Below are 26,430 nucleotides of genomic sequence, written 5' to 3'. Positions count from 1 at the left end.
CGACGGTTCCGCTCCCCTGGTCGACCGAATTGTGACGAACGATCCGGATCGTGACGTTCCACCGACCAAGCGAAGGTTGTTAAGTAACTTCTTCGCAGGCGTAGCCTGGCGCTCATGTCGAAAACGTTCGTCGGAGTGCGGCTGCGACAGTTGCGCACCGAACGCAAGATGAGCCAGGTCACGCTCGCCGGACAGCTCCAGATCTCGGCCAGCTATCTCAACCAGATCGAGCACGACGTTCGTCCGCTGACTGTGCCAGTACTGCTTCGCATTTCCGAGGTCTTCGGCGTCGACACCTCGTTCTTCTCCTCCGAGGACGACACCCGCCTCGTCGCTGAACTCCGGGAGGTCGCGCTCGATCAGGACATGGGCATCGTCGCCGACGCCCACGAGATCGCCCAGATGGTGTCCTCACATCCGCAGCTGGCACGGGCCATGGTCAACATGCACCGCCGTTACCGAAACACGACGGCTCAGCTGGCGGCGGCCACCGAGGAACGGTTCAGCGACGGCAGTGGCAGCGGTGCGATCAGCAAGCCTCACGAGGAGGTGCGCGACTACTTCTACCAGCGTCAGAACTACCTCCACGAGTTGGATACAGCGGCAGAGGAATTGACCTCGCGCATCAGATTCCATCGTGCGGACATCGCGGGTGAGATCGCCAAGCGTCTGCAATCGGTGCACGAGGTGAAGATCGTCAACCGGATCGACCTCGGCGAGAACGTACTGCACAGGTTCGATCCGGACACTCGCCTTCTCGAGATCTCGCCGCACCTGTCCGGTGGTCAGAAGATGTTCAAGTTCGCCGCCGAACTCGCGTACCTCGAGTGCGCGGACCTGCTCGACAAGATGGTCGACGAGGGAGGGTTCACGAGCGAGGAGTCGAAGAAGCTGGCGGTCCTCGGGTTCGCCAACTACTTCGCCGCAGCTACGGTCCTTCCGTATCACCTGTTCCACGACGTGGCAGAGGACTTCAGATACGACATCGAACGACTGTCGGCGTTCTTCTCGGTCAGCTACGAAACGATCTGCCACCGACTGTCGACCCTTCAGCGACCGAACCTCCGCGGTGTGCCGTTCTCGTTCGTACGCGTCGACCGCGCAGGAAACATGTCCAAGCGGCAGTCCGCGACGGGCTTTCATTTCTCGTCGAGCGGGGGCACGTGCCCGCTGTGGAACGTGTACGAGACATTCGCGTATCCAGGCAAGATCATGACCCAGATCGCCGAGATGCCGGACGGTCGCAGCTACCTGTGGATCGCCCGTACCGTCGAACGACGCGCAGCCCGATACGGCCAGCCGAGCAAGACCTTCGCCATCGGCCTCGGATGCGAGATCCGCCATGCGGGGAGATTGGTGTACGCAGACGGGCTCGATCTACACGGTTCTTCCGTCGCGACCCCCATCGGAGCAGGCTGCCGAGTCTGCGAACGATCGAACTGCCCGCAGCGTGCTTTCCCGCCACTGGGCAAGGAACTCGACATCGACGAACACCGCAGCTCGGTGTCACCGTATCTGGTCCGCTGATTTCATCCCCTTTTTCATCTTTCCGCGGCGGCGCCGACCGTGGACCATCATCTGATGGGACACGAGAAAGCCACCGACAAGAAACGCAACCTGATCGACGCCTTCCTCGAATCCCCGTTGTCGGGGCTCACGCCGTGGATCGCGATGTCGCTCATCGTCGGACCCGGGAGGTTCGAGGAAGCCGCAAGCATCGCTCTCGGCCTGTCGGTGCTGTTCATCGCTCTCGGGCACCGGAACGGCGGCCGGATCAAGAAGATGGAACTGTTCGACGTCGCGTATTTCGCGATCATCTCGGCCATCGGGCTCTTCGCGTCGGCAGGGACGATCGCATGGATGGAACTGTGGTCGGGCGAAATGACCAACATCGCGCTCGTGGTGTTCGCGTTCGGCTCGATTCTGCTGCGTAATCCGTTCACGCTCGAGTACGCGAAGGAGCAGGTGGAGGAGGATGTCTGGAACACTCCACTGTTCCGAAAGGTCAACTACCGCATCACGCTCGCGTGGGCACTCGCGTTCAGTTTCTCCGCACTGGCAGGCCTGTATGGGGTCATCGTGCTGGACACCTCGGACAACTTCTGGACCGGGTGGATCCTGCAGATCGGCGCCATGCTGTTCGCCGTCGCGTTCACCGAGTGGTATCCGGATGTGGCACCGAACAAGGCGGCGATGGCTGCGGGCATCCCGACGGATCCGCCCCTGCCGCTGATCGAATTGTTCAACTGGATCCCGGCATTCATCGGGATCGTCGGTGTCTCGCTTCTCATCACCGACTCGGGGCCACTGTGGGTCGGAATCGCTCTGATCGTCGTCGGCCTCGTGGGCTTCATGGGGGTTCGCAAGCTCAGTGCGCACCCGAGCCCGCAGACGACCACCGCGCAGTGACGCCCTCTACCTCACTCTCGAAGAAGCGCCCCGGCTGCTGCGAAAGCCCGCGCTCGGCGAGCCAAGGTCGGCGGCGCCGCCGGCTTGCCCTCCCACAGTCGATACAGCGTCGACATGCTCAGGATCAGTCGCTCCGGCGAGTCCCACACGGAAAACTGCTCGAACTCCTTGGATCGCATCATGTTTCGAGCTGCGTGAGGTGCATCGACGCCCACATCGAAATGTTCACGGCCGGCCGCGTCCACCCAGGTCCAGTAGTCACGCAGTGCGGAGATCTCGGCCGTTCCGCACACTGGACCGTGTCCCGGCACGTACACCCGAGCGTCGAGCGACAGCAGGTGGTCGAGGGCGTCGATCCAATTGCCGAGCGGTCCGTGCCACAGGATCGGCGTGGACCCGATGAACAACAGGTCACCCGTGAACACGACGCCGGCGTCGGGCACGTGCGCGATGAGGTCGCCGACAGTATGCGCCGGACCGAGGTACCTCAGGTGCACATCCCTGCCGCCGACGGCGATCGTCTCGGTCACGTCGAAGGTGTGGTCCGGCATCCTCGGAGTCTTGCGGGGGAAAGTAGCGCCGCCGCGGACGCGATCCATGTAGCCGCCCATCGCTCCGACGGGTCCTGGCACCCACCCGACGAGCGCGCCGAGCGAAGCGAACGCGTGCACTCCCGACGGCGGCGTCTCTTCCTTCATCGCGTGCAGCGACGCAGAACTCGTCGTGATTCGAGCGTCGGCGGGGACGGTGTCGTTGCCCCACCAGTGATCTCCGTCGGAATGGGTGTTGACGACTTCGGTGATCGGCGCGTCGCGTACCAACGCCGCAGTCTCGGCTGCCGTCCGCTCCGCACGGTCGACGTCCCACACCGTATCGATCACCATCGACGCCGAACCAGCATCGACGAGAAGACCTGTATTGGTCTGACCCCAGCCCCCTGGCTCCCACAGAAACGCCCAGATGCCGTCGCCGATCTGCGTCGGCCTCTTCCCCTCGGTCATGGCACGACGGTACCGGTGTCGTCGACCGACACCAACCACCGAGATTCACACCACTTCGTCCTGTCTTGTTGCAATCGAATCGACATCTTGTCGGGTAGCGCAGATCACTCGGCGGGTGCACGCTGTGCAGAACCGAAACATGTGTCGAAGATGGGATGAACACGATGACTGTGCAGGTCCTACAGAACTACATCGGCGGACAGTTCGTGACGCCCTCGGGCAGTGAACTTCTCGATGTGGTGAACCCCGTCGACGAACAGGTGGTCGCCAGATCCCCGATTTCCGACGCAGCCGACGTCGACGCGGCCATGACTGCGGCCCGCGAGGCTTTCGCTACCTGGGGCAAGACGACGCCCGGTGTGCGGCAGAAGGTTCTGCTGAAGCTGGCGGACGCCATCGACGCCGCGAGCGACGAGTTGGTCGACGCACAGAGCCGCAACACCGGGCAGCCGAAGGCGACCATCGCGGCCGAGGAGATCACCGTCGGCGCCGACCAGATCCGCTTCTTCGCGGGCGCAGCACGCATGCTGGAAGGAAAGTCCGCAGGCGAGTACATGGACGGCTTCACTTCCTATGTCCGACGTGAACCACTCGGTGTCGTCGGCCAAGTGACGCCGTGGAACTACCCGTTCATGATGGCCATCTGGAAGATCGGTCCCGCACTCGCGGCGGGAAACACCATCGTTCTCAAGCCGAGCGACACGACCCCCGAAAGCACGCTCGTGCTGGCCAAGATTTCCAAGGGCATCATTCCCGACGGCGTATTCAACGTCGTTCTCGGCAACGGCGGCACCGGTGCTGCCATCGTCGAACACAAGACTCCAGCGTTGGTATCCATCACCGGCTCGGTGCGCGCAGGTATCGCGGTGGCCGTCGGTGCGGCCAAGGAGCTCAAACGCGCTCACCTCGAACTCGGCGGTAAGGCACCTGCGGTGGTGTTCGACGACGTCGACATCGCGAAAGCAGCAGACGGCATCGGTGACGCGGCATTCTTCAATGCCGGTCAAGACTGCACCGCCGTCACGCGGGTGCTGGTACACGAGTCCGTGCACGATCAGCTCGTCGATGCGTTGGTCGCCAAAGCGAAGTCGGTGAAGGTGGGCCTCCCCGACGATCCCGACACGTTCTACGGACCCCTGAACAACGTGAACCACTTCGGCCAGGTCAAGGCCAAGGTCGAGGGGATCGGCCCGCACGCCACCATCGCCACCGGCGGCAAGCGCATCGGTGACACCGGCTTCTTCTTCGAGCCCACCATCATCACCGGCGTCGAGCAATCCGACGCCATCGTCCAGCAGGAGACCTTCGGACCGGTGCTGACGGTCCAGAAATTCGCCGACGAGGACGAGGCGATCCGCCTCGCGAACGACGTCGACTTCGGACTCGCGTCGAGCGTCTGGACCTCCGATCATGGCCGGAGCCTCCGCCTTTCGGCGGCACTCGACTTCGGTTGCGTGTGGGTCAACTGTCACATCCCACTCGTCGCCGAGATGCCGCACGGCGGATTCAAGTACTCCGGGTACGGCAAGGATCTCTCGGCGTACGGCGTCGAGGACTACACCCGCATCAAGCACGTCATGAGCTCGACGGAGACCATCGCATGACTTTTCACCCCCTGGACCCCCTGTCCGCCGAGGAATTCGGCTCGGTGGCAGCAACACTCGCGCGGGACCACGCCGTCGGCGACGGTTGGCGGTACGCCTCGATCGAGATGATCGAACCGTCGAAAGCCGAGATCGCGGCCTTCGACGCCGATGGCACGGTGCCGGCCCGCCGGGCCGTGACGGTCGTGTTGAACCGAACCGACAACACGACGTTCAAGGCCGTCGTCTCGCTCGACGAACTCGTCGTCGAGTCCTGGACGCACATCCCGGACGTACAGCCGAACTTCACCGTCGACGAGTGGGAGGAGGCCGATGCCGCACTGCGTGCGCATCCCGATGTCATTGCCGCTCTTGCAGATCGAGGAATCACCGACCTGGACATGGTGTTCATGGACACCTGGACCTACGGCGAGGCAGTGACCCCCGAGAAGTACAAGGGTCGACGCCTCGGCTGGTCCGATACCTGGGTCAAGGCCGCGGCGGGTGCCAATCCGTATGCAGGACCGGTCGGCGGCTTCCACTGCGTCATCGATGTCAACACGATGGAACTACTCGAGATCGAGGACACCTATCGCGTCGAGCGCCCGGAGATCATGGGCGAGTATGTACCACGGCACATACCGGAGCGGATCCGGAACTCGAGCACGAGGCCGCCGCTGAAGCCCCTCGAGATCACTCAACCCGAGGGACCGTCGTTCGAACTCGACGGCAACAAGTTGACGTGGCAGAACTGGTCCCTGCGCGTGGGGTTCAACTACCGCGAGGGTATGACGCTGCATGCCGTCACGTACAACGACAACGGGAACGTACGGTCCGTCGCCAATCGAATGTCGTTCGCGGAGATGGTCGTTCCCTATCGCGATCACACCGAGGACCACTATCGTCGTACTGCGTTCGACATCGGCGAATGGGGTCTCGGTTTCATGACCACCTCACTCGAACTCGGTTGCGACTGCCTCGGTGAGATCCGGTACCTCGACGCCGTGCTGCACAACAGCAAGGGCGAGCCGTACACGATCACCAACGCGATCTGCATCCACGAGGAGGACAACGCCGTCCTGTGGAAGCACGTCGATCACGACGCCGGCGCCGAGGTCCGGCGTATGCGTCGGCTCACGGTCAGTTTCCACGCCACCGTGGCGAATTACGAGTACCTCGTCTACTGGCGGTTCTATCAGGACGGCAACATCGAGTGCGAGGTTCGGGCGACCGGCATCATGGTCGTCACCCACTTCGAAGAGGGCGGCGCGCACCCGTCGGGAACGCTTGTCGACAACCGGACCTATGCGCCCTACCACCAGCACTTCCTGGTCGCTCGGCTCGATCTCGACATCGACGGCACCGAGAACACCGTCTATGCCAGTGAGACGAAACAGGTTCCGATGGGTCCGGACAATCCGTACGGGCTCGCTCTGACGCAGCTCAACACCCCGCTGACGACCGAGTCCGAGGGCAAGCAGGACTACGACTGGAACACCCAGAAAGCGTGGAAGGTCGTCAACGACAACGTGACCAACGGTCTCGGCACCCATCCGGCCTACAAGCTCGTGCCCGGTGCCGCGATCCCGTCGATGTTCGACCCCGCGTCGCCGGTGTTCCAACGCGCTCAGGTCATCGGTCACACCGTGTGGGTGACTCCCAATTCACCCGACGAACGCTGGCCCAGTGGCGAATTCGTCAACCAGAGTGGCGTCGACCACGGTCTTCCCGAGTGGACCGAGGCGGACCGGTCCATCGAGAACACCGATGTCGTGCTCTGGTACACCTTCGGCATCCACCACATCACCCGGCCCGAGGACTGGCCGGTGATGCCCGCGGACACGGTCTCGTTCTGGCTCAAACCGTTCGGCTTCTTCGATCGGAACCCATCCCTGGACGTGGCGGCCTCACCGGCCAAGAGTTGCCACACCGACCCCGACAGTTCGTGCCACTAGAGAATTCGCAGCACTGGAGAGGCAGCAACATGCGCCTGATCGTCGGATACCAAGCCACGCCCAGCGGCGAGGACGGCATCGCTCTCGCCGCGGTACTCGCCCGAACGTTCAACGCTACGTTGGACATCTGCATCGTCCTTCCGTGCGAACGGCCGGTGCCGTCGAAAGCGCCGGTCGAGGTCGCCTACGACGACATCCTCGTTCAGCAGGCAACGGAGTGGCTCGCCGAGGCGATGGCGCTCGTCCCCGACGACATCGAGGCCGAGGGACAACTGCTGTTCGACGAATCCTTCGCGCGGGGACTCATCGACATCGCCACCGAGCGAGACGCGGACATGATCGTCGTCGGCGCGGCCAGCGACGGCCTCCTCGGCAGGCACGCGATCGGCAGCGTCACCAGCGAGCTGCTGCACGTGGCACATGTGCCGTTGGCGCTTGCACCGCGTGGAACTCGGCACAGCCAGGTCGAGAGGCTACGAGGGATCACCTGCGCCGTCGGAAATCGCCCCGGCGCCGAGGTGTTGACCGACACCGCATTCGAACTGAGCGCCGAGGCTCACCTCCCCCTCCGCCTCGTCTCACTGGTGTCGATAGACAGTCGTGCGGCGGGCGAGGACACCCACACTCACGCCGCACGCGAACGCGACATGGCCAAGGCCGACGACAACCTCCGAAAGGCGATCGAATCGCTGCCGACAGGCACCGAAGTGGAGTCGATCGTCGCCGAGGGCAACGGGATCGAGAAGGCCGTGTCGTCGCTGGAATGGCACGACGGTGACGTTCTGATGGTCGGGTCGAGCAGACTCGGCCAGCCTCGACGGTTGTTCCTCGGCTCCACCGCAGCGAAGATCCTGCGCGTTCTTCCCGTCCCGATGATCGTGGTACCACGCGGAGTAGGAGATCGATCATGAAGGAGCACTACGATGTTCAGGTCGAATCCAAAGGCCTGTCCGCCGGTCAACTCGGACTGCTCGCCAGCGTCGTACTCGGCATCTCCACCATCGCACCCGCGTATGCGCTGACGGCATCCCTCGGGCCGACGGTATCCGAGGTCGGCGTCAACCTGCCGGCGATCTTCATCGTCGGATTCATCCCGATGTTGTTGGTAGCACTGGGATATCGTGAGCTGAACGCCGCCGAACCGGACAGCGGTACGTCGTTCACCTGGGCGTCCAAAGCTTTCGGCCCGTACATCGGTTGGATGGGCGGTTGGGGCCTGATCGCCGCGACCATCATCGTTCTGTCGAACCTGGCGGGCGTCGCCGTCGACTTCTTCTACCTCTTCCTCGCCCAGGTCACCAGCAACGATTCGCTCGCGGACCTGTCGGGCAACAAGCTTGTCAACATCATCACGTGCTTGGTCTTCATGGCGCTGGCTGCGTGGATCTGCTACCGCGGTATGCAGGAGACCAAAAAAGTGCAGTACACGATGCTGTCGTTCCAGCTTGCGGTCATGGCGTGGTTCATCATCGCCGCGTTCGTGAAGATCGGACAGGGCGAGGGCGCCGACGACATCAGCTTCAGCCTCAGCTGGTTCGACCCGTTCGGTATCGAGAGCTTCTCGGCGTTCACGGCGGGCCTGTCACTGTCGATCTTCATGTATTGGGGCTGGGACGTCTGTCTGACGGTCAACGAGGAGACCGCGGGCAGCGAGAAGATTCCGGGTCGCGCCGCGATCGTGACCGTTTTCTTCATCATCGTCCTGTACTTGCTGACGGCGGTTGCGACGCTTCTGTTCGCAGGAACCGGCGACACCGGCAACGGATTGCAGAATCCGGACACCACGGACAACGTGTTCGCCGCGTTGGCAGGTCCGGTGATGGGCCCATTCGCGGTGCTGCTGTCGCTCGCAGTCCTCAGTAGCTCGGCGTCCTCGCTTCAGGCGACCTTCATCTCGCCCGCCCGCACGTTGCTGGCAATGGGTCACTATCAGGCGATCCCGAAACGCTTCGCCTCGATCACCCCTCGGTTCAGCACTCCGGGTTTCGCGACGATCGTCGCCGGCGTCGCGTCGGCCGGGTTCTACGCCGTCATGCGTGTGGTCAGCGACAACGTGCTCACCGACACCATTGCGGCCCTCGGGTTGATGATCTGTTTCTACTACGGCATCACGGCTTTCGCGTGCGTCTGGTATTTCCGAGAGGAACTGTTCACCTCGGCGCGAAACTTCCTCTTCAAGTTCCTCGCTCCCCTGCTCGGCGGGATCGGCATGGCGGTCGTGTTCGTGCAGACCTCGGTCGATGCGTGGGACCCGGAGTTCGGCAGCGGCTCGTCGTTGTTCGGAATCGGCATGGTGTTCCTCATCGGCGTCGGCATCATCGCCCTCGGCGTGGTTCTGATGTTCGTCATCGCCATCCGGATGCCCGAGTTCTTCAAGGGCCGAATCCTGAAGAAGGACACCCCGGTGCTCATCATCGACGACTGATCACCGAAGCCGCTCGGTACAACATGGCGGCGCCACCGTCAAGACCCCCACGTAGGACTCGACGGTCCTCCCGCGGGGGGAGTGAACAGCACAGCAGCCACACAAGACTTGGTCGGAGAACGTCCGTGACACATCCGTCACGGTTTCCGACCAAGGAGAACGATGCACGACCTGTCTCGACGACGCTTTCTTACCGGTCTCACGGCCGTCCCTCTCGTCGTACTCGCTGGATGTTCCTCGGCCACAACAAGTACCGAGACGACCTCGACATCTCGACCCGGCTCCCTGCGTCCTTTGCCGATCCCACCGCTGGAGACAGGCACGGTCGACGCCGACGGCACTCGTCACTTCGAGCTGGTAGCGGCAGCGGGGTCCAGTGAGATGCTGTCCGGACGACACACTCCGACGTGGGGCTACAACGGCTCGGTACTCGGCCCGACGCTCCGCGCGCGCTGCGGTGAGAGCGTCTCGTTCGCGATAGCCAACGCACTGACCGAATCGACGAGTGTGCACTGGCACGGAATGCATGTACCGGCCCGCTTCGACGGCGGCCCACACCAGACCATCACCGCTGGTACGCAATGGAACCCGACATGGGTCGTCGATCAGCCGGCGGCGACGCTCTGGTATCACCCACACCCACACGGCAGCACCGAAAAACACGTGTACCGCGGCCTGGCCGGGCTGTTCCTGGTGGACGACGACGACTCCGACGCACTCGGCCTCCCCTCCGACTACGGCGTCGACGACATCCCCTTGATCATCCAAGACCGCAGATTCGATGCCGACGGCACGCTCGACGAGTCGAACTCGACCGACATGGGGCTACTCGGCGACACCATCGTCACCAACGGGGCCGTCGGAGCCTTCGTGTCCGCCTCCACCGACAAGATCCGACTGCGCATTCTGAACGGGTCCTCGGGTCGTCTCTACAACCTGGGCTTCGACGATTCCCGTCGGTTCCAGTTGGTTGCCACCGACGGCGGGTTTCTTCCGAACCCCGTGTGGTCGAGCAGAATCGCGTTGAGCCCCGGTGAGCGAATCGAAGTGGTACTGCAGGTCACTCCCGGTTCGGTCTCGACACTGCGATCCTTTCCCATCGAGGGCAACGGTGGTGTCGAGAGCGACAAGGCCGCGTCGTACGGCATGACCGACACCTTCGACATCCTCGAAATACGTGCGGGCGACAGTGTGACGGCAACACCATCGGTTCCGCCCGAATTGGCCACGCTTCCCGCGCTGGACCTGTCGAGTCCGGCCGCGGAACGTGATTTCGAGTTGCGGTGGTTCATGATCAACGACAAGCAGATGGACATGACTCGCATCGACCACACCTCCGTCGTCGACACCCTCGAAATATGGACCGTGACCAACGCCGACAACTGGCCGCACAACTTCCATGTTCACGATACCCAGTTCCGGATCATCGACATCGACGGCTCACCACCGCCGGCCGAGCTGGCAGGATGGAAGGACACGGTGTACACGGCGCCAGGACAGCGGATTCGTCTGGCGCTGCAGTTCTCCGAGTACACCGACCCGTCGATGCCCTACATGTACCACTGCCACCTGCTGATGCACGAGGATCGGGGCATGATGGGCCAGTTCGTGGTCGTGGGTCCCGGAGAGTCGGCTGAAGCTCTGCCGATGTCGCCGAGCCATTCGGGCATGCAACACAATTGATCGAAGGAAGCCGCGTTGTCTCGAATACTTCGGGTCCTGCCACTCGTCGTGGTCCCTCTGCTGCTGATCGCCAGCGCATTCCCCGGCCAGTTCGAGGTGTCCACGACATTCTGGATTCTCGCCATGTCCTCTGCGGCCGCGTTCTGTGTCGGGGCCCGGGCGCCGGTTCCGGTCTCGCTGGTGATCTCGGCGCTTGCCGTACCGATGTTCGCGAGTCAGGCCTGGGGTCTGTCGGAACTCGTTCCGTACCTCGGCGCGTTCGCGCTGGCAGACGTGGTCGCGCGTTCACCCAGGACGCCGTCGATACTTCTGGCGTCCGCGGGTTGGACCGCGTCCGTCGTTCTGGGCGCGTGGCTGGACGACCACTCGAGCTTCTGGACGCTCACCACCATGATCTCGGTTGTCGCGCTGGTGGCGCTGCCCTTGTCCACGGGGTTCTACTTTCGGGCCCAGCGGGCGCTGGCCGAGTCGTATCGACTTCGCGCCGAGGAGGCCGAAGCTCGACGCCTCGATGCAGAGCAGCGCACCCGCGTCGCCGAACGCAGCGCGGTGGCGCGTGAACTACACGATCTCGTGGCCCACCACATGGCGTCGATCGTGTTGCGCATCGGAGTCGCGCGCCATGTCCTCGGCGATGTGGACGAGGCGGTGCAGAACGTCCTCGACGATGTCCACAGCACGGCGTCGGACTCTCTCGCGGACATTCGACGGCTCTTGGTCGCGCTGCGCGACCCCGGACTCGGCGCTGTCACCCTCATCGATTCCGATTCGGTAGTCACCGAGATCGATGCAGCCGTCGAGCGCACACGTAGCGCCGGCTTTTCTGTCGACTCACGAATCGACACCGAGATCGGCGACCTCGACGCCATCGGCCGACTGACCGTCGTGCGCGTGGTTCAGGAGTCACTGACCAACGTCATGAAGCACGCCGTGCCCGAATCGACCGTCGAAGTCGACGTGGCTCGGGCGGACCGAGGGTTCAGGATCATGGTGGTCAACGATGCAGCACCTGCAACGCCGACCGACTACGGACGAACTCAGGACAGGCACGGATTGATCGGCATGAACGAACGGGTTCACGTCGTGAACGGCACATTCGACGCGCAGACGACCAACGGAAAGTGGACGGTGACGGTATGGATACCCGGCCGAACGAATACTCCGGACACGACGGCGCCGGTGAGCGCGGGGTGATCCGGCTCGTCATCGTGGACGATCAGCGTCTCGTACGCTCCGGCCTCGTCATGCTGTGCGGTTCTACGCCCGATCTCGAGGTCGTCGGAGAAGGCACCAACGGCGTCGATGCTGTTCGGTTGGCCGCAGAACTGACGCCTGATCTCATACTGATGGACCTGGGGATGCCAGGAATGGGCGGCATCGAAGCCACGCGGCAGATCGTCGCCGCACATCCGCAGATCAAGGTCTTGGTACTGACCACGTTCGACGACGACGAGCACCTCTATCCGGCACTCGCGGCAGGCGCCGCGGGATTCATGGTGAAGGACACGGCCCCGGCCGACGTGCTCGACGGGATTCGACGCACGGTCGACGGGGACCTGATGTTCTCCCGATCTCTTCTGCACCGCATCGTCTCGCGCGCGGTGACGGTTCCGCAGCCACCGCAGCCGCCTGTCGGGTCCGATGCGCTCACCAGGCGGGAACGTGATGTCGTGGCGTTGGTGGGTGAGGGTCTCAACAACGACGAGATCGCCGACCGGTTGCACATCAGCGTCACGACGGTCAAGACACATGTCTCCAACTCGATGGACAAGTCGGGCTGCGACAACCGAGTACGACTCGCGCTCTTCGCGCAGCGGCTGTAGCCGCTACCGGGGATCGAGCCCCGCCAGGAGCGCCCGTAGCCCGAACTCGAAGGCGTCCTCGGATCGTGCTTCCCGAGTACCTGCGGCACGAGCAATCGTGTCCAAGGCTGCCCGGAACTCCACTCCGACCTCGTCGCTCCTTTCCCAAGGAGCCTCCGGGGCGGCAAGGTCGAGCGCCGAACCCAGGACATAGCTGTCCACCACGGTGATGATGCGCAGAACATCCGCCGGTACGAATCCTGCCTCGGTCAAGATCCGAGCCATCGTGTTGTACATCCCGAACGCGGCGCTGCTGTTCACCGCCTGGGCCGTCAGCAGCGGGATCAGTCTGGGATAGCGGCCGTAGCTGTCTCGGTACCCGCGCGCAATCTGGGCGAGCGCCTCGCGCCACGGTGCCCCTACCTCCGGCATGTCCACCTCGGACATTGCCCGTCCCCGCAGCAGTTCGACGATCTCGTCGCGCCCGGACACATGGTTGTAGAGCGAAGACGGACTGACTTTCAGCTTCTTGGCCAGCTGCGGCATGGTGAATCCGCCGGACTCTTCGACGAGAGTCAGGGCCGCCGTCGTGATGCGATCGACGTCGAGAAGGGGTGCCGACGGTCGTCCCACAGCATTTCTCCCGTATCTGTTGCGTTCGAGGCAGACGTCAACGATACTTAACGAATCACATTCGTTTTAACAGGAGTCCGACATGCTGACCCTCACGAATCTCACAGCACCCGAGCCTTTGACCCGCACGACCCCGACGGACCGCCCGCCCCTGCGCGTCGGGCTCGTGCAACACCGATGGATACCCGACGCCGCCCAGTTGCGCCGCGAACTTCTCGACGCCATCGCCTCGGCCGCAGGACTGGGCGCCCAGGTCGTGTTCCTTCCCGAGATCGCATTGCTGCGCTACCCGGCCGACACTCGTGCGTCGGACAATCCCGGCCGTGACGCCGAGGATCTGCTGACCGGGCCTACGTTCTCGCTGGCCGCCGAGGCAGCACGAGCCAACGGCATCGTCGTCCATGCGTCGCTGTACGAAAAGGCCGAGGAGGCAGACGGCCTCGGGTTCAACACCGCGATCATGGTCTCTCCGACGGGCGAATTGTCGGCACGCACTCGCAAGCTCCACATCCCCATCTCGGCGGGTTACTACGAGGACACCTACTTCCGGCCCGGACCGGCCGGCGACCCGTATCCCGTCTACGCGCCGGACGAGCTCGGCGGCGCGCGAGTGGGCCTACCCACCTGCTGGGACGAGTGGTTCCCCGAAGTCGCGCGGAGCTATTCACTCGGCGGCGCAGAGATCCTGGCATATCCGACGGCCATCGGTTCCGAACCGACGTTCCCGGGGTTCGACACCCAGCCGCTGTGGCAACAGGTCATCGTCGCCAACGGCATCTCGAGCGGATTGTTCATGGTCGTCCCGAACCGCTGCGGCGACGAAGGCGAGATCACGTTCTACGGATCCTCGTTCATCTCCGATCCGTACGGACGCATCCTCGTTCAGGCTCCACGGGACGAACCGGCAGTGCTCGTCGCCGATCTCGACCTCGACCAGCGTCGGGAATGGTTGGAGCTCTTTCCGTTCCTGCTCACTCGCAGACCCGACACGTACGGAAGGTTGACCGAACCAGTCGACACTTCGCGCCCGTACGGCGACGGACACGCTGCGACGGCGGTCGTGAAATGAGCGCGGCTGCACGGCGGTACCTGATGCCCGCCGAGACTGCGCCGCAGGACAGGGTGTGGATGGCGTTCCCGTGCGAGGGCTATTCGCTCGGCGACGACGAGAAGGACAAAGACGAAGCACGCTCGACGTGGGCTGCCGTCGCGCATGCCATCGCGAAGTTCGAGCCGGTCACCGTCGTCGTCGATCCGAACGAGGTGTCCACTGCCCGCACCTACCTATCCGCAGATGTCGACATCGTCGAAGCGCCGTTGAACGACGCCTGGATGCGCGATATCGGGCCGACGTTCGTCCATGCCGAGGACGGATCCGTTGCGGCGGTGGACTGGGTGTTCAACGGTTGGGGCGCACAGGACTGGGCTCAGTGGGACAAGGACTCGCACATCGGCGAGTTCGTATCCGGATTGTCGGGTGTTCCGCGGATCGCGTCGCAACTGGTCAACGAGGGTGGCGGGATCCAGGTCGATGGCACGGGAACCGTATTGGTCACCGAGACAGTGCAGTTGGATCCCGGTCGCAACCCCGGACTCACCAAGGGCGACGTCGAGGCCGAACTCGAGCGCACGATCGGTGCGAAGCACGTCATCTGGCTGCCGCGCGGATTGACACGCGACTCCGAACGATTCGGCACCAGGGGGCACGTCGACATCGTTGCATCGATCCCTACCCCGGGGACCGTCATGGTGCACGTTCAGCGCGATCCCTCGCATCCGGATTTCGAGGTGAGCAGGCTCGTCCTCGACGTGCTGCGCGCCTCGCACGACGGTCATGGCAACGAGTGGACGATCGTCGAGATGCCTGCGCCGGAAACGCTGTCCGATGCCGAGGGATTCGTCGACTACAGCTACATCAACCATCTCGTCGTCAACGGCGGTGTCATCGCGTGTAGCTACGACGATCCGGTCGACGCGGAGGCCGTATCGATTCTGCAGCAGGTCTATCCGGGACGCGAGGTCGTAACGGTCGATGCGCGTCCACTGTTCGCACGAGGCGGGGGAATTCACTGCATCACGCAGCATCAGCCGTCGAGGCGGTAGGGCTCTGTCTTGTCGAGTTCTACGAGCTCCGTCTGTTCTGCGCGCGCTTCGTCCTCGCGGTCCAGCCGCCGCTTCCGCCCCACACCGATTGCGGCGCACATCAGTCCGATCGCGGCGCCACCTGCCATCGACGAAGCCAACAACGCGTCGTTCCCGCGGTCGCGGAACACCAAGTTCACCGCCGCGCCGGCTCCCCCGGCAAGATAGAGACCGAGTAAGAGCGCAATACGTGGGCGAGCCAGTTTCTGGGACGTGTGCATATCCAGCCCGCGCGACCTCGAGTAGGCGAGCACTGCGAACGAGATGCTCAGGTAGACGATGAACAACCCGATGGCGATCCAGCTTCCTGTCCGACCGGCGACCCAGGGCAACACCGCACCCGCCAGGAGCGACGCCCAGATGAAGAGCTGAAACCCGACAGCGGATGCTTCGTTCCAGACATCCCGCTGACGCTCGTCGTCGTAGAACTCGTCGTCCAGATCGCCGACGAACCGCATGGTCTTGGTGAAGGTGCTCATGGTCGTCACTCCTCTTGATCCGACTTACTGGGCGCGAACAGTGCTTCGACGGTGGTACCCAATGTCGTCGCAAGGTTCAGCGCCAGGTAGACGCTCGGCGCATAGTCACCGCCTTCGACGGAGACGATGCTCTGCCTACTGACCCCGCAGGCCTTACCCAGCTCGGCCTGTGTCAGCCGCGCGGCCTTCCGATAGTCACGCACCGCGTTGGTTCTCGGCGCGTTGGTCATGGCAAAAGTCAAGCTGACTTGTCATGAAATGTCAACCCTGCTTGTCATGGCTCGACGCGCTGCTGCGATATACCCCCCGGTTGTGCGCCTACGGCCTGCCTCAGCGCACAACCGGGGAGTAGATCCTCACAGAAGCCCGAATAGCCAGCGCAGCAGCATGTTTACCGCGCGGTAACGTCCGAAACGAACTCGTCATCGTGCAACATACCCGCGCAATACTTGCCCTTTACTGTCTGCAATCGCGAATACAACCCCGTATACAAGCGAAAGGGCGCCAGATGCCTGCTCTTCCTTCTAGTAAGTTCGCCACGCGCGCGCTGGTTGCTCCGGCCGCGCTGGCTATGGTCGGTTTGGCACTCACCGCGTGCGGTAGCAAGGCCAGTGACACAGCATCCGGCGACGGCGGAACAGCTGCCGAGTCCTGCGTCGACACCTCGGGCGACACCATCAAGGTCGGATCGCTCAACTCCCTGTCCGGCACCATGGCCATCAGTGAAGTGACAGTGCGTGATTCGATCGCTCTTGCCATCGAGGAGATCAACGCCGCCGGCGGCGTCAACGGCAAGCAGATCGAGGTCGTCGCCGAGGACGGCGCTTCCGAACCGACCATATTTGCAGAGAAGGCAGAGAAGCTGATCAGCAGCGACTGTGTCGCAGCAGTATTCGGCGGCTGGACCTCGTCCTCGCGCAAGGCCATGCTCCCGGTCTTCGAGGACAACGACGCGCTGCTGTACTACCCCGTCCAGTACGAGGGCCTCGAGGCGTCGGACAACATCTTCTACACCGGTGCCACCACGAACCAGCAGATCATCCCCGCACTGGACTACCTCAAGGAACAGGGCGTGACGTCCTTGTACCTGGTCGGCAGCGACTACGTCTTCCCGCAGACCGCCAACCGCGAGATCAAGGCATACGCGGCGGCCAACGGTATCGAGATCAAGGGCGAGGACTACACCCCGCTCGGCTCGACGGACTTCTCCACGATCGTCAACAAGGTCCGCTCCGCCGACGCCGATGCGGTGTTCAACACCCTCAACGGTGACTCCAACGTCGCGTTCTTCCGCGAGTACACCAACGCCGGACTCAATGCCGCTGACATGCCGGTCATTTCGGTGTCCATCGCCGAGGAAGAGGTCGCAGGCATCGGCGCCCAGAACATCGCGGGCCAGCTGACAGCCTGGAACTACTACCAGACCGTCGACACGCCGGAGAACAACAAGTTCGTGGCCGACTACAAGGCCAAGTACGGCGCCGACAAGCCGACCTCGGATCCGATGGAAGCCGCCTACACCTCGGTCTACCTGTGGAAGAACACCGTCGAGAAGGCGAACTCGTTTGCGGTCAGCGACATTCAGGCTGCTGCCGACGGCGTCAGCTTTGCCGCGCCCGAGGGTGAGGTCGTCATCAACGGCGACAACCACCACATCTCGAAGACCGCGCGCATCGGCGAGATCCGCCCGGACGGCCTGATCTACACCGTCTGGGAGTCCCCGGCGCCGATCGAGCCCGATCCGTTCCTGGAGACCTACGACTGGGCCGCCGACCTCAACTGACCAGCCGCTTCGCTCCAGTGGCGCGGTTGAGTGCACTCCGGTGCACTTAACCGCGCCACTGGCGGCGGAGCCGCATCCTAAGAAGGAGCCTCACATGGATGTCGTAGTCGGGCAGCTGTTCACCGGCCTCAGTATCGGATCGATTCTCTTGCTCGCCGCCCTGGGACTGTCGCTGACATTCGGTCAGATGGGCGTCATCAACATGGCCCATGGTGAATTCATCATGGCCGGTTCGTACACCGCATACGTCGTGCAGCAAGTCGTTTCGACCGGCGGCGCGTCGCTGTTCATCTCACTGATCGTCGGATTTCTCGTCGGCGGCGCCATGGGCGTTCTGCTCGAGGTCACTCTGATCCAGCGCATGTACCACCGCCCGCTGGACACGCTGCTCGTCACGTTCGGCGTCGGGCTCGTGCTGCAACAGCTCGCGCGCGACATCTTCGGGGCTCCCGCAGTCAACGTCGTCTCCCCCGGTTGGTTGTCCGGCGGCGTCGAGATCCTTGGGGCCGTGGTCCCGAAGACCCGCATCTTCATCCTGGTTCTCGCCATAATCTGTGTAGTCGCATTGTCGTTCGCGCTCAAGACGACTCCGATGGGCCGACGCATCCGAGCGGTCGTGCAGAATCGCGATCTCGCCGAAACCTCCGGAATTTCCAGCCGCAAGACCGATATCTCGACGTTCTTCATCGGCTCGGGTCTCGCTGGAGTCGCGGGCGTCGCGCTGACACTCATCGGATCCACGAGCTCCACCGTCGGCCAGAGCTACTTGATCGACGCATTCCTGGTCGTCGTCGTCGGCGGACTCGGCCAGATCAAGGGTGCTGTCATCGCAGCGTTCGCGCTCGGCATCATCAACTCGTTCATCGAATACAGCACCACGGCGTCCATCGCCAAGGTCATCGTGTTCGTGTTGATCGTGATCTTCCTCCAAGCCCGCCCGCAAGGTCTGTTCGCGGTCAAGACAAGGAGTTTGGTATGAGTACCTTCATCGCAAAGCGCGGCGCCTGGTTGGGCTTTGCCCTTGCGGCCATCCTCCTGTTCGCCGTCGCACCTGCAGTTCTCAGCGAGTTCCGGCTCAATCTTCTCGGTAAGTTCATCTGCTACGCCATCGTCGCGGTCGGCATCGGATTGGCCTGGGGTCGAGGCGGAATGCTCACCCTCGGTCAGGGCGTGTTCTTCGGACTCGGCGCCTACATCATGGCGATGCATCTCAAGATCGCCGACGCCGAGATCCGCGGCGACGACGTACCGGACTTCATGGCGATCGCCGGCATCCGCGAACTACCGTCGTATTGGGTTCCGTTCACCTCGCCGTTCGTCACCATCCTCGGCATTCTCTTCGTGCCCGCTCTCGTGGCGTTGGTCCTCGGCCTCGGTGTCTTCAAGCGTCGAGTCAAGGGTGCATACTTCGCCATCCTCAGTCAGGCACTCGCAGCCGCATTCGCGATCCTGCTGATCGGTCAGCAGAGCACCGGAGGGTCCAACGGACTCAACAGGTTCCGTACCTTCTTCGGGTTCAACCTCAACGATCCGGCCAACAAGCAGATGCTGTTCTTCATCGCCGCGGGCGTACTGCTCGTCGTCGTCGCCATCACCCGCCAGTTGATGTACTCACGCTACGGCGAACTGCTCGTCGCAGTCCGTGACCAGGAAGAGCGCGTGCGCTTCCTCGGCTACGACCCTGCGAACGTGAAGATCGTCGCGTACGTGGCCGCTGCGTTCTTCGCCGGTCTCGCCGGTGCACTGTTCGTACCGATCGTCGGCATCGTCTCCCCCAACGACGTCGGCATCGTCCCGTCCATCGCGTTCCTCATCGGAGTCGCGATCGGCGGCCGCACCACCCTGCTCGGACCGGTCCTCGGTGCGCTGGGAGTTGCCTGGGCGCAGACCACACTGTCCGAACAGTTCCCGTCGGGCTGGACCTACGCGCAAGGCCTGCTGTTCATCGTCGTCGTCGGCTTCTTCCCTGCCGGTGTGGCCGGCTTGTTCGCACTGCGCAGACGCAAGAAAGCAGACGAACCTTCTGCCCTGGTCGATGTCGAAGAGAAAGAGCTGGTCAAATGATTCACATCGACAACCACCAGCCGACATTCGGTGGAAACGCCGGCATGTCGAGCCAGTACCTCGAAGTCCGCGGGCTCACGGTCAGTTTCGACGGTTTCAAGGCGAACACCGATGTGAATCTGACCCTCATGCAGGGCGACCTGCGGTTCCTCATCGGCCCCAACGGCGCCGGCAAGACAACGCTGATCGACGCCATCACCGGACTCGTGCCGGCAACGGGGTCGGTCACCAAGTCCGGCGTCGAATTGCTCGGCAAGAAGGTCCACCAGATCGCACGCCTCGGCGTCGGTCGAACGTTTCAGACTGCCAGCATCTTCGAGCAACTGACCGTGCTCCAGAACCTCGACATCGCGGCCGGTTCCGGGCGGTCGATGATGACGATGCTGCGCAAGCGCAAGACTGTCAGCAACGAAATCGAAGAGGCTCTCGAGACCATCGGCCTGACGAAGGAGCGCGACAAGCCCGCAGGAATCCTCGCGCACGGTCAGAAGCAGTGGCTCGAAATCGGAATGTTGTTGGTACAGAACGCGGATGTTCTCCTGCTCGACGAACCGGTCGCGGGTATGAGCCACGAGGAACGCGAAGAAACCGGTGAGCTGCTGCGCCGCATCGGTGGGGAACGCACCGTGGTCGTCGTCGAACACGACATGGACTTCATGCGGGCGTTCGCCACCTCCGTCACCGTCCTCGCAGGCGGAAAGGTCCTTTCCGAGGGAACCGTCGCCGAGGTGCAGGCGGATCCCAAGGTCCAGGAGGTCTACCTCGGCACAGCCGCTGCCGGTGAAGAGCTCGAACAGATTGCTGAAGAGGGCGCAGAGACCCACCAAGGAGACAGCCATGCTTGAACTCGTCGACGTGCGCACCGGTTACGGACGCAGCGAAGTCATCCACGGCGCCTCCCTGACCGTCCCCGCGGACGGCGTCGCCGCCGTCATGGGCCACAACGGTGCAGGCAAGACGACGCTCCTGCGGGCCGCTGTCGGTCTGCTCAAGGTGACCTCGGGCAAGGTCATGTTCGACGGTGAAGATGTCAGCGGGCTTCGGCCGAGTGCGCGGGTCGCACGTGGGCTTGCGTACGTCCCGCAGGGGCAGCAGTCGTTCGGGCAGCTCACGACGGCCGAAAATCTGCAGGTCGTCGCCGACGGTCGCAAACGTGGGAAGGCGTTGATCGACGAGGCACTCGACCTCTTTCCGGCGCTGAAGGAGCTGCTGACCCGGCGCGCCGGATTGCTGTCCGGTGGCCAGCGTCAGCAGCTCGCCATTGCCCGGGCGCTGATCACCGAACCGAAAATGCTGATTCTCGACGAGCCCACCGAGGGAATTCAGCCCTCGGTGGTCGCCGAGATCGAGCGCACGATCCTCGATCTCACCCAGCGCGGCGGGCTCGGAGTGCTCCTGGTGGAGCAGCACATCGGTTTCGCACTCGAGTCGGCTCAGAACTACTACATCCTCGAAGCCGGGCGCATTACCTCGAGCGGTGCCGGCGGCACCGATTCCGAGGCCGACGTACGCGCAGCGATGGCGATCTGATCGCGCTTGCCATGCCGCGCAAGGACCTTCGGGAGAAGGTATACGTTTCGCTGCGCCGAGATCTGATCTCCGGCGCGATCACCGCCACCGAACGTCTCGGCGAGGAACGACTGGCTGACCTGTACGGCGTCTCGCGCACCCCGGTGCGTGAGGCGCTCGCACGGCTTCAGGCCGACGGTCTCGTCATGCGAGGCGAGGACGGCCTGCATCCGTATCGACCACGCGTCGACGACCTCGCCGGGTTGTACGAGCTCAGGCGAACTCTCGAGTCCCGGGGAATCGTCCGTGCCATGGAGGACCCCACCGTTCAGCACAATCGGCGCGCCATCGAGGACGAGGTGAACAGCTGGCGGGAACTGCTCGATTCGGACTACGAATCGACAGATGTCGTGTTGATGGACGAGCGCTTCCACACAACACTGCTTGCCGCGTCGGGAAATGCTGCGCTCACCGACGCACTCCGTGCCGTCAATGCAAAGGTCCGTCCGGTACGCATGCTCGGCCCGATGTCCACGGACAACTTTCGCGATCAGATCGGTGAGCACATCACGATCGGTGAGCTCGTACTCGACGACAAACTAGCCGACGCGCTGTTCGCACTCGAGACGCACATCGATACCTCCCGAGACCGTGTCATCGCGCGAGCCGAGCAGGCCGCGTCGTTGGCAGGTGCGGTGCGCACCTGAGCGGCTCCGCCGCAGCCACCACCGAGCGGCTCCGCCGCAGTGGCATGGTTGAGTATGTTCCAGTGCACTCAACCGTGCCACTGGTCGGGGAGCGATATCAATTCTGCTGCGAGAGAATACGATCGATGTCGTCGAGCACGGCCAAACCGCCCTTCGGCCCGACGCCGGTGATCCAGTACGACTGATCGACCGCATGCGGGTTCGGAAGCGCTGCCGCATTGTCGGTGATCGATGCGGGTATCGCCGCGGGGTCGGACGGGTTCTCGGAGGTCACCACAATCAGATCCGCCCGCGCCTCCCCTACGAGTTCTGTGGACAGATCAACGGAAATCTCGTCGGCCCATTCCGGGCGCGGTGGCGTCGTGAATCCCGCACATTCGAGGGTGCTGCCCGCGAACGACGACGGCCCGTACAGGGTCAGTTCACCATTGCGTGGCCGGATCAGCTGCGCTGTACGGCCCTCGGTCGCATGTTCTTCGGCGACTTCGGCGCACCGCGCGTCGTAGTCGCCGAGCAGATCCTCGGCGTTTCCCTCTTTGCCGAGAGCACGTCCGACGAACCGAACGTTGTCCTGCCACGGGTCCGATTGCGACGCCATGAACACCGTCGGCGCGATGCCCGCCAGCTGGTCGTAGTACTTCCCGTGCCGAGTCTCGGTGCCGAGGATGAGATCCGGCTGCAACGCTGCGATCGACTCGATCCTCGGTTCGGCGACAGAACCGACCATCTCGATGCTCGCGGCCTCGTCGCCGAGATAGGCAGGCACACCGGTTGCTTCACTGAGTACCGCAGTACCGACGGGAACGACCCCGAGCGCAACAGCGGTGTCGAGTTCCACCGGCTCCAGAGTGACTATCCGAAGCGGCGAATCCGGTACCTCGACGGTTCCGCGCACGGTCTCGATCGACCGGGTGTCATCGTCGCCCTCGCCAGCAGTTTCCGAAGTACAGCCGCTGATCCCGGCAGCGGCCGCGAGCGTAACCGCCAGAATCCCGAGAGCCGGTTTGCACATAGCCACCGTCGTAGCCTCCGAGTCAAAGTCGTTGAATGTCGAAGTTGAAGGTTAGCCTATCCAAAATCAAACGACGCACTTGGTTCCGCGCGGCACCCGATCCGACGTCACAACACTGTTCGGACCACCCGCCCCGCTTTGCTGATACTTTGAACTTCAGACCGACCACGCTGGGAGAACCAATTGACAACCGCGCCGGACCGCACCCGTATCGAGTTCCCCGACATCAGTTCTCGCACGTGGGAACACCCGTCGGACCGAGCAGCACTGGTCACCCTTCGCACTCTCAAGGGTTTCGACACGGTATTGCGGACACTGTCGGGGCTGCTACGCGAACGGCAGCATCGTCTGATGTACCTCGCGACGGCAGTGCGTGTCGACGAACGGCAATTCAAGGATCTCGACGATCTCCGCAGCGATTGCGTGCAGATCCTCGGCGCCGACGAGACCCCGGAAATGTTCGTCATGCAGTCGCCGGTGGTCAACGCGTTCACGATCGGTATGGACCGCCCGTTCATCGTCGTCACTACCGGCTTGCTCGACATCATGACCTACGAGGAGCAGCGTTTCGTCGTCGGCCACGAGCTCGGCCATGCACTCTCAGGTCACGCTGTCTACCGCACTGTGCTGATGCATCTGATGCGACTGGCCGGCACCATCGGCTGGATACCGGTGGGCGGTTGGGCGCTGCGCGCGATAATCGCAGGGCTGATGGAATGGCAGCGCAAGTCCGAGTTGTCCGGCGACAGAGCCGGTTTGCTGTGCGGCCAGGATGTGCACACTGCGATTCGCGTGCAACTCAAGTTGGCGGGTGGTGCACGTATCAGCGAGATCGACGTCGACGCCTTCCTCGCGCAGGCAGCCGAGTACGAATCCAGCGGCGATCTACGCGACGGTGTGCTCAAGCTCCTCAACATCGAGTTGATGGCGCACCCGTTCTCGGTCCTGCGGGCTGCGGAGTTGAAGAAGTGGGTCGACAGCGGCGAATACGCGGCGGTACTTCGAGGCGACTACCCGCGCAAGTCCACCGATCACGAGGCCAAGGCGTCCGACGAATTCCGCAACGCCGCCCGGTCGTACAAGGCGAACTTCGACACCTCGGAGGATCCGCTGATCAAGACCATCCGCGATCTCGGCAACGGATTCACCGGAGCGGTGGACGCCGTCGGCAACGGCATCGGCGACGTGGCGTCGGACATCAAGGATCGGTTCGATCACTGGCGCAAGTCCTAGACTCCGATTCCTATCTCCTGGTGCGGGGCAAGCGTAAAAAGGTAGCGTCGACGGCGTGAGCACACCTCGAATTCCGACCGGCTCGTTCAAAGACCTAGGCCCGATCAACTGGGCGCTCTGGCGAATACTGTCGAGGGTCGCAGGCACCCCGAACGCGCACTTGTTCAGCACGCTCGGTCGTACCGGCGGACTGTTCCGTGGGTGGCTCTTCTTCAGCGGACGACTGATGCCGGGCGGCAAGATTTCCCGATTGGAAACCGAGCTCGTGATCAATCGGGTTGCGCACCTTCGCGACTGCGGATACGAGATGGATCACCACAGCCGAATCGGCCGCCGCTTCGGCGTCACGAAAGAGCTTCTTGCCCAGGTGAAGGAAGGGCCGGAGGCCCTGGGACTGAGCGAACGGCACCGAACGATCCTGACTGCGACCGACGAACTCCTCGGAACCAAGAATGTGTCCGACGCCACCTGGTCGGCGCTGGCGGGTGAGTTCGACGAACGTCAGCTCATCGAGTTTCTGTTGCTGGTAGGTCAGTACGACGGATTGGCAACCACGATCGAGACGCTCCGCATCGAACGCGACTTCTGACTCACATTCGACACCCACCGGAGCAACCGATGTCTGGACGATCGCGCGAACACCATCTGCCCACTTCACGATTGGCTCGCGGCACCACTCTCGGCCGTGCCGTGGCAGGTCAGGCAGCTCGCACTGCCGGTACCCGCATGTCGATGGTCGGTCGATCCGAAGAGCTGCGTGCACGCATCGCCGAGAACGCGTCCATTCAGGCTGCCGACCAGTTGGTGAACGTCCTGGGCGGCATGAAGGGCGCCGCCATGAAGCTCGGTCAGATGCTCTCCGTACTCGACCTCGCCTTGGTCCCGGACAAGCACCGTGAACGCTTCCAAGCGAAGCTTGCGGCACTGCGTGATCAAGCTCCGCAAGTGCCGTTCGAATCGATGCGCCAGGTCATCGAAGAGGATCTTGGACGCACCCTCGAGGACGCCTTCGCCACTTTCGATGCAACACCGATCGCGGCCGCGTCGATCGGCCAGGTGTACCGGGCGAAACTGGCCGACGGCCGTGAAGTGGCCGTGAAAGTCCAGTATCCCGGCGTGGACAAGGCCATCAGAGCCGATATGAAGAACCTCGCGCTCTTTCTCAAGTTCTGGCGGTCGACCGTCCCATCGATCACGGCAACGGATCTCATCGAGGAACTCCGTATCAACTTCGAGCGCGAACTCGACTACGCGGAAGAGGCTCGCACGCAACACCTGCTTGCCCGACGGTTTGCCGGGCATCCGTTCATCTCAGTTCCCGACGCCATCGCCGAACTGTCCACTCCACGAGTGCTGGTCACGGAATACGTTCGCGGCCACAATTTTTCACACATCGCAACGCTTCCCACCGAAGAACGCGACCGCGTCGGCGAGATCATCTACCGGTTCTACATCGGTTCGCTGTTCCGGCACGACGAGTTCTGCGGCGATCCGCACCCCGGCAACGTCCTTCTGTGCGAGGACGGACGCGTCGGCTTCGTCGACTTCGGACTCTACAAACGCATGCTGCACGAGCACGTGCAGTTCGAACTCGAGTGCTTTCGCGCGGCGGCGGAAGGGCGCGGCGAGGAGTTGCTCGCGGCGATGATCGACCGTGGAATAGTCGAACCCGATGCGGGAGTGACCGCCGAAGAATGCCTGGACTACACATATGCGGCAGCGAAATGGAATCTTGTCGACGACACCTTCACCGTCACTCCATCTCTCGCATCCGAAGGGATGTTGCTGGCAGTCGACCCGCGCGGCACACAGTTCGTCGGAATGAAGAGCCAGACCCTGCCACCGGAGCACCTGTTCTCTCGTCGCGCAGATTTCATGACCTTCGGAGTCCTCGGGCAGCTGAACGCCACCGCGAACTGGCATCGGATTGCGCGCGAATGGATGTACGGAGAGCCGCCTGTCACGAAACTCGGTCGTATCGAACAAGACTGGCGAGGCAACTCATAACGC

25 protein-coding genes are annotated in these 26,430 nt (G+C 63.1%); 20 read left to right on the top strand and 5 right to left on the bottom strand.

Annotation, left to right across the window (positions count from 1 at the left end; translation table 11 throughout):
• The first annotated feature begins 114 nt into the window (after positions 1-114).
• On the top strand, positions 115-1,527 hold the full coding sequence (gene ramB, locus ACODSO_RS05480) for an acetate metabolism transcriptional regulator RamB (protein ID WP_489035637.1): 1,413 nt from the start codon (positions 115-117) through the stop codon (positions 1,525-1,527).
• A 54-nt stretch (positions 1,528-1,581) separates the two neighbouring features.
• Complete coding sequence (locus tag ACODSO_RS05475) at positions 1,582-2,409, top strand: hypothetical protein (RefSeq protein ID WP_489035635.1); 828 nt, start codon at positions 1,582-1,584, stop codon at positions 2,407-2,409.
• 11 nt (positions 2,410-2,420) lie between these two features.
• Here the strand turns inward: ACODSO_RS05475 and ACODSO_RS05470 are convergent, their stop codons facing one another.
• Entirely contained in the window at positions 2,421-3,410 is a 990-nt protein-coding gene (locus ACODSO_RS05470) for an MBL fold metallo-hydrolase (RefSeq protein ID WP_489035633.1), read from the bottom strand.
• Positions 3,411-3,574: 164 nt separating this feature from the next.
• On the opposite strand from ACODSO_RS05470, the gene ACODSO_RS05465 reads away from it, so the two are divergent.
• The 7 genes from ACODSO_RS05465 to ACODSO_RS05435 all read left to right on the top strand — a co-directional run bounded on the left by ACODSO_RS05465 (position 3,575) and on the right by ACODSO_RS05435 (position 12,879).
• Positions 3,575-5,014: a gamma-aminobutyraldehyde dehydrogenase gene (locus ACODSO_RS05465; RefSeq protein WP_489035631.1), complete on the top strand. Its 1,440-nt coding sequence runs from the start codon at positions 3,575-3,577 to the stop codon at positions 5,012-5,014.
• Positions 5,011-6,948 (top strand): primary-amine oxidase, encoded by a 1,938-nt coding sequence (locus tag ACODSO_RS05460; RefSeq protein WP_489035629.1) that lies wholly within the window; start codon positions 5,011-5,013, stop codon positions 6,946-6,948. The genes ACODSO_RS05465 and ACODSO_RS05460 overlap by 4 nt, the downstream gene beginning before the upstream one ends.
• Before the next feature lie 29 nt (positions 6,949-6,977).
• Complete coding sequence (locus ACODSO_RS05455; RefSeq protein ID WP_489035627.1) at positions 6,978-7,859, top strand: universal stress protein; 882 nt, start codon at positions 6,978-6,980, stop codon at positions 7,857-7,859.
• Entirely contained in the window at positions 7,856-9,373 is a 1,518-nt protein-coding gene (locus ACODSO_RS05450; protein ID WP_068379944.1) for an APC family permease, read from the top strand. The genes ACODSO_RS05455 and ACODSO_RS05450 overlap by 4 nt, the downstream gene beginning before the upstream one ends.
• Positions 9,374-9,535: 162 nt before the next feature.
• Positions 9,536-11,056 carry a multicopper oxidase family protein gene (locus ACODSO_RS05445; protein ID WP_489035626.1) on the top strand — a complete coding sequence of 507 codons (1,521 nt, stop codon included), beginning with the start codon at positions 9,536-9,538 and terminating at the stop codon, positions 11,054-11,056.
• A gap of 15 nt (positions 11,057-11,071) precedes the next feature.
• Entirely contained in the window at positions 11,072-12,250 is a 1,179-nt protein-coding gene (locus tag ACODSO_RS05440) for a sensor histidine kinase (RefSeq protein ID WP_489035624.1), read from the top strand.
• Positions 12,247-12,879, top strand: a complete 633-nt coding sequence (locus tag ACODSO_RS05435) for a response regulator transcription factor (RefSeq protein ID WP_489035752.1) — start codon at positions 12,247-12,249, stop codon at positions 12,877-12,879. The genes ACODSO_RS05440 and ACODSO_RS05435 overlap by 4 nt, the downstream gene beginning before the upstream one ends.
• A 3-nt stretch (positions 12,880-12,882) precedes the next feature.
• Here the strand turns inward: ACODSO_RS05435 and ACODSO_RS05430 are convergent, their stop codons facing one another.
• Positions 12,883-13,491, bottom strand: a complete 609-nt coding sequence (locus ACODSO_RS05430) for a TetR/AcrR family transcriptional regulator (protein WP_068379927.1) — start codon at positions 13,489-13,491, stop codon at positions 12,883-12,885.
• Positions 13,492-13,573: 82 nt separating this feature from the next.
• Here ACODSO_RS05430 and ACODSO_RS05425 point away from each other — a divergent pair, with 82 nt between their 5' ends.
• Positions 13,574-14,560 carry a nitrilase-related carbon-nitrogen hydrolase gene (locus ACODSO_RS05425; protein ID WP_489035622.1) on the top strand — a complete coding sequence of 329 codons (987 nt, stop codon included), beginning with the start codon at positions 13,574-13,576 and terminating at the stop codon, positions 14,558-14,560.
• Positions 14,557-15,594 (top strand): agmatine deiminase family protein, encoded by a 1,038-nt coding sequence (locus ACODSO_RS05420; protein WP_489035620.1) that lies wholly within the window; start codon positions 14,557-14,559, stop codon positions 15,592-15,594. Before ACODSO_RS05425 ends, ACODSO_RS05420 begins: the two co-directional genes overlap by 4 nt.
• Here ACODSO_RS05420 and ACODSO_RS05415 read toward each other — a convergent pair.
• On the bottom strand, positions 15,576-16,112 hold the full coding sequence (locus ACODSO_RS05415) for a hypothetical protein (protein WP_489035618.1): 537 nt from the start codon (positions 16,110-16,112) through the stop codon (positions 15,576-15,578). The genes ACODSO_RS05420 and ACODSO_RS05415 overlap by 19 nt on opposite strands.
• A gap of 5 nt (positions 16,113-16,117) precedes the next feature.
• Positions 16,118-16,342 (bottom strand): helix-turn-helix transcriptional regulator, encoded by a 225-nt coding sequence (locus ACODSO_RS05410; RefSeq protein WP_489035616.1) that lies wholly within the window; start codon positions 16,340-16,342, stop codon positions 16,118-16,120.
• Between the two features lie 278 nt (positions 16,343-16,620).
• Here ACODSO_RS05410 and urtA point away from each other — a divergent pair, with 278 nt between their 5' ends.
• The 6 genes from urtA to ACODSO_RS05380 all read left to right on the top strand — a co-directional run bounded on the left by urtA (position 16,621) and on the right by ACODSO_RS05380 (position 22,175).
• Positions 16,621-17,895, top strand: coding sequence for an urea ABC transporter substrate-binding protein (gene urtA / locus ACODSO_RS05405; RefSeq protein ID WP_489035614.1), 1,275 nt, complete (start codon positions 16,621-16,623; stop codon positions 17,893-17,895).
• A gap of 94 nt (positions 17,896-17,989) precedes the next feature.
• Positions 17,990-18,874, top strand: coding sequence for an urea ABC transporter permease subunit UrtB (gene urtB, locus ACODSO_RS05400; protein WP_489035612.1), 885 nt, complete (start codon positions 17,990-17,992; stop codon positions 18,872-18,874).
• Positions 18,871-19,959, top strand: coding sequence for an urea ABC transporter permease subunit UrtC (gene urtC, locus ACODSO_RS05395; protein WP_489035611.1), 1,089 nt, complete (start codon positions 18,871-18,873; stop codon positions 19,957-19,959). The genes urtB and urtC overlap by 4 nt, the downstream gene beginning before the upstream one ends.
• Positions 19,956-20,804, top strand: a complete 849-nt coding sequence (urtD, locus tag ACODSO_RS05390) for an urea ABC transporter ATP-binding protein UrtD (protein ID WP_489035609.1) — start codon at positions 19,956-19,958, stop codon at positions 20,802-20,804. The genes urtC and urtD overlap by 4 nt, the downstream gene beginning before the upstream one ends.
• Positions 20,797-21,489, top strand: coding sequence for an urea ABC transporter ATP-binding subunit UrtE (gene urtE, locus ACODSO_RS05385; protein ID WP_489035608.1), 693 nt, complete (start codon positions 20,797-20,799; stop codon positions 21,487-21,489). Before urtD ends, urtE begins: the two co-directional genes overlap by 8 nt.
• An 11-nt stretch (positions 21,490-21,500) precedes the next feature.
• The gene (locus ACODSO_RS05380; protein ID WP_489035607.1) at positions 21,501-22,175 is read left to right on the top strand and encodes a GntR family transcriptional regulator; all 675 of its coding nucleotides are present in this window, start codon (positions 21,501-21,503) and stop codon (positions 22,173-22,175) included.
• Positions 22,176-22,272: 97 nt separating this feature from the next.
• On the opposite strand, the gene ACODSO_RS05375 is transcribed toward ACODSO_RS05380, so the two are convergent.
• On the bottom strand, positions 22,273-23,187 hold the full coding sequence (locus ACODSO_RS05375) for an ABC transporter substrate-binding protein (RefSeq protein ID WP_489035605.1): 915 nt from the start codon (positions 23,185-23,187) through the stop codon (positions 22,273-22,275).
• A 183-nt stretch (positions 23,188-23,370) separates the two neighbouring features.
• On the opposite strand from ACODSO_RS05375, the gene ACODSO_RS05370 reads away from it, so the two are divergent.
• The 3 genes from ACODSO_RS05370 to ACODSO_RS05360 are packed head-to-tail and all read left to right on the top strand — an operon-like array spanning position 23,371 to position 26,427.
• Entirely contained in the window at positions 23,371-24,420 is a 1,050-nt protein-coding gene (locus ACODSO_RS05370) for a M48 family metallopeptidase (protein WP_068379898.1), read from the top strand.
• 55 nt (positions 24,421-24,475) lie between these two features.
• Positions 24,476-25,009 carry a carboxymuconolactone decarboxylase family protein gene (locus ACODSO_RS05365; protein WP_489035602.1) on the top strand — a complete coding sequence of 178 codons (534 nt, stop codon included), beginning with the start codon at positions 24,476-24,478 and terminating at the stop codon, positions 25,007-25,009.
• A 29-nt stretch (positions 25,010-25,038) separates the two neighbouring features.
• Positions 25,039-26,427: an ABC1 kinase family protein gene (locus tag ACODSO_RS05360; RefSeq protein WP_489035601.1), complete on the top strand. Its 1,389-nt coding sequence runs from the start codon at positions 25,039-25,041 to the stop codon at positions 26,425-26,427.
• The last annotated feature ends 3 nt before the right edge of the window (positions 26,428-26,430 follow it).

Source organism: Rhodococcus sp. FG69 (genome assembly GCF_057808915.1).
Note: the sequence above shows the minus strand (reverse complement) of the source record. Positions and strands in the feature narration are given on the sequence as shown.